The sequence below is a fragment of the Nonomuraea sp. NPDC050022 genome, from assembly GCF_044460705.1.
In the GTDB taxonomy this organism is placed as follows: domain Bacteria; phylum Actinomycetota; class Actinomycetes; order Streptosporangiales; family Streptosporangiaceae; genus Nonomuraea.
In genome coordinates this window covers 637,323-644,707 of sequence record NZ_JBITKE010000008.1, presented here as the reverse complement: position 1 = coordinate 644,707, position 7,385 = coordinate 637,323, and the positions used below count along the sequence as shown (strand labels likewise).

Here is a 7,385-nt window from a genome sequence, read left to right as displayed (position 1 = left end):
CGCACATTCCCCCTTCTCCATTTCAGCCGCTCGGTGGCTAACCAGGCAGGGCCGGATGTCCCAAAACTTGGAGATGATCGGCGGCCGGGAAACCACTGGCTCGACGAGGAGCACCGCTGGACGGCGAGCTTCGCGCAGGTCCGCGCGCTGCCCGATGCGACTCTCGACATCCAGGTGACCCAGGAGTCTCCCTGCTGACGTCGGAGGGCGGCGACGTCAGGTGCTGGCTACACCGTAGGCGTGGAATTGGGCGTGCACGCGGTTGAGCAGGTCCTGGTCGGGTGGTGCGACGTCGGCCAGCGGAAAGTGCAGGCCGAGCTTGCGGTACTTGGCCGCCGCCATGCGGTGGAAGGGCAGGACGTCGACGTGTTCGACGTTGCCCAGTTGCGCGACGAAGCGGGCCAGGCCGTCCACGTTCTCTTCGGCGTCGGTGAGTCCGGGGACGAGAACGAACCGTATCCAGGTGGGGCGACCGAGTGTGGCGAGCCGGCGGGCGAAACGCAGGGTCGGTTCCAGCGGACCGCCGGTCACTTTGCGGTAGGTGGCCGGGTCGGAGGACTTGATGTCGAGCAGGACCAGGTCGGTGTCGGCGAGCATGGTGTCGCTGGCGCGGTCGCCGAGCAGGCCGGAGGTGTCCAGGGCGGTGTGCAGGCCGCTGTCGTGGCAGAGGCGCAGCAGTTCGGCGGTGAAGCCGGGCTGGAGCAGCGGCTCGCCGCCGCTGATCGTGACCCCGCCGCCTGCCATCGAGATGAAGCGCCGGTATCTGTCGATTTCGGTCATGACTTCCCGCACTGTGACCTGGTGGCCGTCGCGCATCCGCCAGGTCTCGGGGTTCTGGCAGTACAGGCAGCGCAGCGGGCAGCCGCAGGTGAACACGACGAAGCGGGTGCCGGGGCCGTCCACGCCGATGGACAGGTCCCAGGAGCTGATCACGCCGGTGCCCGGTGGGGCCGGCGGGTGGCACAGCTCGGTGGCGGCCTGTTGGAGGTGGGCCTGGCGGGTGTTCACAGTGATCCGTGGAAGGTGCGGTTGATGACGTCGCGTTGCTGTTCGGGGGTGAGGCGGATGAAGTTGACGGCGTAGCCGGAGACGCGGATGGTGAGTTGCGGGTAGCGGTCGGGGTGCTCCATGGCGTCCAGCAGCACCGCCCGCGTCAGGACGTTGACGTTCATGTGAAACCCGGCGGCGTCGAAGTAGCCGTCCAGCACCCCGACCAGGTTGTCCACGCGCTCGGCCGGGGTGCGGCCGAGCCCTTCAGGGGTGGCGGTGTTGGTCAGGGAGATGCCGTCGAGCGCTTGGTCGTAGGGGAGTTTGGCGACCGACAGCGCGGAGGCGACCAGGCCGTGGCGGTCGCGGCCGTTGCTCGGGTTGGCGCCGGGAGCGAACGGCTCTCCGGCACGCCGGCCGTCGGGGGTGTTGCCGGTGTGCTTGCCGTACACGACGTTGGAGGTGATGGTGAGCACGGACTGGGTGTGTTCGGCTTCGCGGTGGGCGGGGTGGCGGCGGACCTTGGCCATGAACGAGCGGACCAGGTCGACGGCGATGGCGTCGGCGCGGTCGTCGTTGTTGCCGTAGGCGGGGTAGTCGCCGTCGATGGTGTAGTCGATGGCCAGGCCGCTCTCGTCGCGGATCACGTTGACGCGGGCGTGCTTGATGGCCGACAGGCTGTCGGCGGTGACGGACAGTCCGGCGATGCCACAGGCCAGGGTGCGTTTGACGGGGTAGTCGTGCAGGGCCATCTCGATGCGCTCGTAGGCGTATTTGTCGTGCATGTAGTGGATGATGTTCAGCGCGTTGACGTAGGTGACGGCCAGCCAGTCCATCATCCGGTCGAATGCCGCGGTGACCTGCTCGTAGTCGAGGTGGTCGCCGGTCAGTGCCGGGTACGCGGGGCCGACCTGTTCGCCGGTGATCTCGTCACGACCGCCGTTGATCGCGTACAGGAGTGTCTTGGCGAGGTTGACCCGGGCGCCGAAGAACTGCATCTGCTTGCCCACCGGTGCGGCCGAGACGCAGCAGGCGATGGCGGTGTCGTCACCGAAGCGCGGCCGCATCAGGTCGTCACTCTCGTACTGGATCGAGCTGGTCTCGATGGACAGTGCGGCGCAGAACCGCTTGAACGGCTGCGGAAGGCGCGGTGACCAGAAGACGGTGAGGTTCGGTTCGGGCGCGGGGCCGAGGTTGCGCAGGGTCTGCAGGTAGCGGTAGCTGGTGCGGGTCACCAGGGTGCGGCCGTCGGAGCCCATGCCGCCGATGGACTCGGTCACCCAGGTGGGGTCGCCGGAGAAGAGCTCGTCGTATTCCGGGGTGCGCAGGAAACGGACGATGCGCAGCTTGATGACCAGGTCGTCGATGAGCTCCTGGGCCCGCTCTTCGGTGATCAGCCCTTCGGCGAGGTCACGCTGGAGGTAGATGTCGATGAAGGTGGAGGTGCGGCCGAGCGACATGGCGGCGCCGTTCTGCTCCTTGATGGCGGCCAGGTAGGCGAAGTACATCCACTGGATCGCCTCGTGCGCGGTGTCGGCGGGGCGGGAGAGGTCGTGGCCGTAGGAGCCGGCCATCTGCTTCAGCTCGTCCAGGGCGCGAATCTGCTCGGCCAGTTCCTCGCGGTCACGGATCACCGCGTCGGTGGCGAAGGCGCCCTCCAGCGAGCGCAGCTCGGCCTGCTTGACCTCGATCAGCCGGTCCACGCCGTACAACGCGACTCGGCGATAGTCGCCGATGATCCGGCCGCGGCCGTAGGAGTCGGGCAGGCCGGTGATGACGCCCGCCCGGCGGGCACGCCGGATCTCGGGGGTGTAGGCGTCGAACACGCCATCGTTGTGCGTCTTGCGGTACTTGGTGAAGATCTTCCGTACCAGGGGATCGAGGGTGCGGCCGTAGGCGGCGAGGCCGGATTCCACCATGCGCAGTCCGCCCGCGGGCATGATGGCGCGCTTCAGCGGCGCGTCGGTCTGCAGACCGACGATCAGCTCACGGTCGGCGTCGATGTAGCCGGGACGGTGGGAGGTGATGGACGACGGCGTGGTGGTGTCCACGTCGTAGATCCCGCGCCGCCGCTCCTCAGGGAACATCGCCGAGACCTTCGCCCACACGGCCGTGGTGCGGTTCGTCGGGCCCGCGAGGAACTCCTCGCCACCTTCGTAGGGCCGGTAGTTGGCCTGGATGAAGGCGCGCACGTCCACCGCCGACCGCCATACCGCGCCATTGAAGCCGCGCCATGCCGCGAGTTCGGTGGAGTGGCCCGTGGTGGCCGTCATCGGTTCCCCCTCATGTCGAATGTCTGCCCTTCTTCGTAGTGCGGTGGGCCCGGCGTCAACCGCGGGACAGGACCACCTTGAGAGCTCCGGTAGCCGCCGGGTCGGCGAACGTCTCGTAGGCGGCGGCCATGTCCCGCAGGGCGAAGCGGTGGGTGATGAACCTGGTGGGGTCCAGCCGTCCGGCGGCGATCATGTCCAGGAGGGTCGGCGTCGAGTAGGTGTCGACCAGGCCGGTGGTGATGGTGAGGTTGCGGATCCACAGGTCTTCGAGGTGCAGGGTGGCTGGTGCGCCGTGGACGCCGACGTTGGCGACGTGGCCGCCGGGGCGTACCAGACGGGTGCACAGTTCGAAGGTTTCCGGGAGGCCGACGGCTTCGATGGCGACGTCGGCGCCCAGCCCGTGGGTCAGCTCGGCGATCGCACCGGTCGGATCGTCGCCCGCGCCTACGATCAGGTCTGCGCCGAACTGCTTGGCAGCCTCCAGTCGTGAGGGAGCGGGGTCGACGGCGACGATGTGGCTGGGCGTGAACAGCTGTGCGGTGGTGATCGCGGCCAGGCCGATCGGCCCGGCTCCGACGATCACGACCGTGTCGCCCGGCCGTACGTGGCCGTTCAGCACGCCGACCTCGTAGGCGGTGGGCAGGATGTCGGCGAGCATGAGCGCGGCCTCGTCGGTGACGCCGTCGGGCAGCAGGTGGGTGGAGGTGTCGGCGAACGGCACGCGGACGTGTTCGGCTTGGGTGCCGTTGACGCGGTGGCCGAGGATCCAGCCGCCGCCGCCCAGGCATTGGCCGAACATGCCGATGCGGCAGTAGCGGCAGCGCCCGCAAGCCGAGATACACGACACCAGCACCCGGTCTCCCGGCTTGGCGGTGCCGACCGAGTTTCCGGTGGCCGTGACGGTGCCGACCGCTTCGTGGCCGAGGATCGTGCCCGGCTCGACAGTGGGCACGTCGCCCTTGAGGATGTGCAGGTCGGTGCCGCAGATGGTGACCGCGTCCACGCGGACGATGGCGTCGGTGGGCTCGATCAGCCGCGGATCTGGAGTCTCCTCCCAGGACCGCTGGCCGGGACCGTGGTAAATGAGCGCCTTCATCATGCCTCCTGACTGCCTTCACCTTTCACGTTGGCCGGGATGGGCCGGCCTGAATAGGGACGAAGGTCCCGTTCCGTCGCTGCCTTTCGGCCGCGCCTACAGCCCGATCAAGGTCCTGCGCGCTGGCTCGCTTTGGTACCAATGGCACGCGGATCGGGGACTTCGTCCTGGCTACGACCGCCGAGCAGGTGATGAGCCGCCTCCTGGTCGGGCGGTCCGCACGAACAGGCGAACCGCCAGGTGGACGAGCCGCTGGCCGGCTAGGACCCAGCGGGCGCCGTGTTGGTTTTGTGGGGCAGCGGCAGGGGGGCGGTCGCGACGGTGAAGCGGCTGGCTCTGCGGTGGATGCGGTGTGCGTGGGGCGGTTCGCGGTGGCGCGCGGCCGCGGGGGCGTTGCGGTAGAACCAGCGTTTGCCGAGCTCGATGAGGGCCAGGTAGATGATCACCATGGTGGCCAGCGTGAGAAAGAACAGGCCGGGCAAGGGCTGGAAGCCGAGGGCGCCGGCGAGCGGGGTGGATGGCAGCAGGGTGCCGACGGTGACGACGCCGAGGGCGGCCAGCAGCAGGGGGAGGCTGGGGTGGCTGCGGAAGAACGGGATGCGGCGGGTGCGGATGGCGAAGATCACCAGGGTTTGGGTGGCCAGGGATTCGACGAACCAGCCGGTGCGGAACAGCGGCGGTCCCGCGTGGAAGATCTGCAGCATGATGGCGAAGGTGACGAAGTCGAACAGGGAGCTGATCGGGCCGAAGAACAGCATGAAGCGGCGGATCAGCCGGACATCCCAGTGGGAGGGGCGGGCCAGCTGCTCGGGATCGGCGTTGTCGGTGGGGATGGCCAGCTGGCTGGTGTCGTACAGCAGGTTGTTGAGCAGGATCTGCGAGGGCAGCATCGGCAGGAAACCCAGCAGGAGTGAGGCGCCCGCCGCACTGAACATGTTGCCGAAGTTGCTGGAGGTGCCCATGAGGACGTACTTCATGGTGTTGGCGAAGATCCGCCGCCCTTGTACGACGCCGTCGGCGAGGATGGCGAGGTCTTTCTCCAGCAGGAGCACATCGGCGGCGTCTTTGGCGACGTCGGTGGCCGACTCGACCGAAATGCCCACGTCGGCGGCGTGCAGGGCGACGGCGTCGTTGACGCCGTCGCCGAGGAAGGCCACATCCAGGCCGCTCCGGCGCTGCAGACGCACGATGCGGGCCTTGTGCTCCGGGCTGATCCGGGCGAACGCGGTGGTCTTGCCGATCAGCTCGGCCAGCCGGGTGTCGTCGGCGGCCTCGACGTCGGCTCCGGTGAGGACGCGCGCGGTGGGCAGGCCGAGGTCGGCGCAGACCTTCGCGGCCACTGCCGGGTTGTCGCCGGTGAGGACCTTGACGGTGATGCCGAGCTCGGCCAGGCGTCGCAAGGCATCGCGGGCGCCGGCCTTGGGCGGGTCGAGGAAGACCAGCAGGCCGCGGAAGATCAGATCGCGTTCGTCGGCGGTCGTGAGCGTGGTCGCACCGGGGGCCTCTCGGGTGGCCACGGCGACCACCCGGTTGCCGGCGGCGAATTCCGCTTCCAGCGCGGCGGCCGCCTGCGCGGGGACATCGGCGCACCGGGCCAGGACGGCCTCCGGCGCGCCCTTGCTGATGATCAGACGGTGACCGTCGTCACGTTCGACCAGGACCGAGACGGTCCGCCGTTCGTGGTCGAAGGGCACCAGGGCCAGCCGCCGGTAGCGGCCCAACCGCTGGTGCAAGGTGGCGGCGGCGGGCGAGTTCCACAGAGCCTGGTCCAGCGCGTTGCCGCCGACCACCCGTTCGCCACCCGGAGTGGAGCCGGGGTCGACGATGGCCTCGTCGCACAGCAGGCCGAGCTCCAGCGGCTCCTCACCGACGTGCCCGGCGGCGTCCAGGGCGCGCATGAAGCTGATGCGGCCCTCGGTCAGGGTGCCGGTCTTGTCGGTGAACAGCACCTCGACGTCACCCAGGTCCTCGATGCACACCAGGCGCTTGACGAGCACCTTGTGCCGGGCCAGCCGCCGGCTGCCGGCGGCCAGGCTGGTGGAGACCACCGCGGGCAGCAACTGCGGGGAGATGCCCACCGCGATCGCCAGGGAGAACAGCAGCGCGTCGATGACCGGCCGATGCAAGATCACGTTGATGATGAAGATCGTGCTGGTGAGCGCGGCGGCGACGCGCACCAGCAGCATGGAGAAGCGGCGCAGCCCCTTCTGGAACTCGGTCTCGGGGTGACGCTCGCCGAGCGCAAGCGCGATCTTTCCGAACTCGGCGCGGCCGCCGGTGGCCACCACGATGCCGGTGCCCGAGCCTTCGCGCACGACGGTGCCCATCAGCGCGCCGCACGTCAGCTCGGCAAGGGCCGTGCCCGCGCCGACCGGCTCCGTGGCCTTGGCCACCGGCAGCGACTCACCCGTCAGCGCCGACTCCTCACATTCCAGGTCGGTCACTGAGATCAGCCGCAGGTCGGCCGGTACGATCTCGCCCAGCCGCAGCTCGACGACGTCGCCGGGGACCAGCCCGGTCACCGCCACCGAGCTGGGACGGCCGTCCCGCCAGACCACGCAGCGATGCTCGATCTGGGAGTGCAGGGCCTCGGCGGCCTTCTCCGCGCGGTACTCGTTGACGAAGCCCAGCCCGACCGAGGCCGCCAGGATCGCCCCGATGATCAGCGCGTCTTTCGGCTCGCCGAGGAAGAAAGAGGCGACAGCGGTCACGGCCAGCAAGATCAGCAGCGGTGAGCGCAGTTGGCGGGCCAGCACCGCCGGCCACCGTGCCCGGTGTGAGCGCAGGGCGTTGGGCCCCAGCACCGCCAGCCGATCCCGCACCTGTTCCGTCGTCAGCCCCGCATGCTTGCTGCCCAGCCGGGCCAGCACCTCCTCGGCCGGCAGCGCTGCCGCGTCAGCGACGTCCAGCCAGGCCATGCCGCCAGGGCGGGCCGTCGCGACCATCATCCCCCCTTGCCTCCCACGGCTGTTCTTCCCTCGAATTGTGAGCGGTCAGCCACGGGGGTGTTAGAGGCCAAAGTCCCGAGC

At 69.2% G+C, this 7,385-nt stretch carries 5 protein-coding genes; 1 reads left to right on the top strand and 4 read right to left on the bottom strand.

Annotated features, from left to right (window positions below; translation table 11 throughout):
* A partial coding sequence (locus ACIBO2_RS35180) for a hypothetical protein (RefSeq protein WP_358552438.1) occupies window positions 1-198 on the top strand: 198 nt, incomplete at its 5' end.
* 18 nt (window positions 199-216) lie between these two features.
* On the opposite strand, the gene pflA is transcribed toward ACIBO2_RS35180, so the two are convergent.
* The 4 genes from pflA to mgtA all read right to left on the bottom strand — a co-directional run bounded on the left by pflA (window position 217) and on the right by mgtA (window position 7,304).
* Entirely contained in the window at window positions 217-1,008 is a 792-nt protein-coding gene (gene pflA, locus ACIBO2_RS35175; protein ID WP_358552436.1) for a pyruvate formate-lyase-activating protein, read from the bottom strand.
* On the bottom strand, window positions 1,005-3,260 hold the full coding sequence (gene pflB / locus ACIBO2_RS35170) for a formate C-acetyltransferase (RefSeq protein ID WP_358552434.1): 2,256 nt from the start codon (window positions 3,258-3,260) through the stop codon (window positions 1,005-1,007). The genes pflA and pflB overlap by 4 nt, the downstream gene beginning before the upstream one ends.
* 55 nt (window positions 3,261-3,315) lie before the next feature.
* Window positions 3,316-4,359, bottom strand: a complete 1,044-nt coding sequence (locus tag ACIBO2_RS35165; RefSeq protein WP_358552432.1) for a zinc-dependent alcohol dehydrogenase family protein — start codon at window positions 4,357-4,359, stop codon at window positions 3,316-3,318.
* A 257-nt stretch (window positions 4,360-4,616) separates the two neighbouring features.
* Window positions 4,617-7,304, bottom strand: coding sequence for a magnesium-translocating P-type ATPase (mgtA, locus tag ACIBO2_RS35160; protein ID WP_358552430.1), 2,688 nt, complete (start codon window positions 7,302-7,304; stop codon window positions 4,617-4,619).
* Window positions 7,305-7,385: the final 81 nt, after the last annotated feature.

Coding starts and splice junctions, on each gene's coding strand:
- pflB (WP_358552434.1), bottom strand. CDS start 3,260: ATGACGGCCACCACGGGCCACTCCACCGAACTCGCGGCATGGCGCGGC.
- mgtA (WP_358552430.1), bottom strand. CDS start 7,304: ATGATGGTCGCGACGGCCCGCCCTGGCGGCATGGCCTGGCTGGACGTC.
- ACIBO2_RS35165 (WP_358552432.1), bottom strand. CDS start 4,359: ATGATGAAGGCGCTCATTTACCACGGTCCCGGCCAGCGGTCCTGGGAG.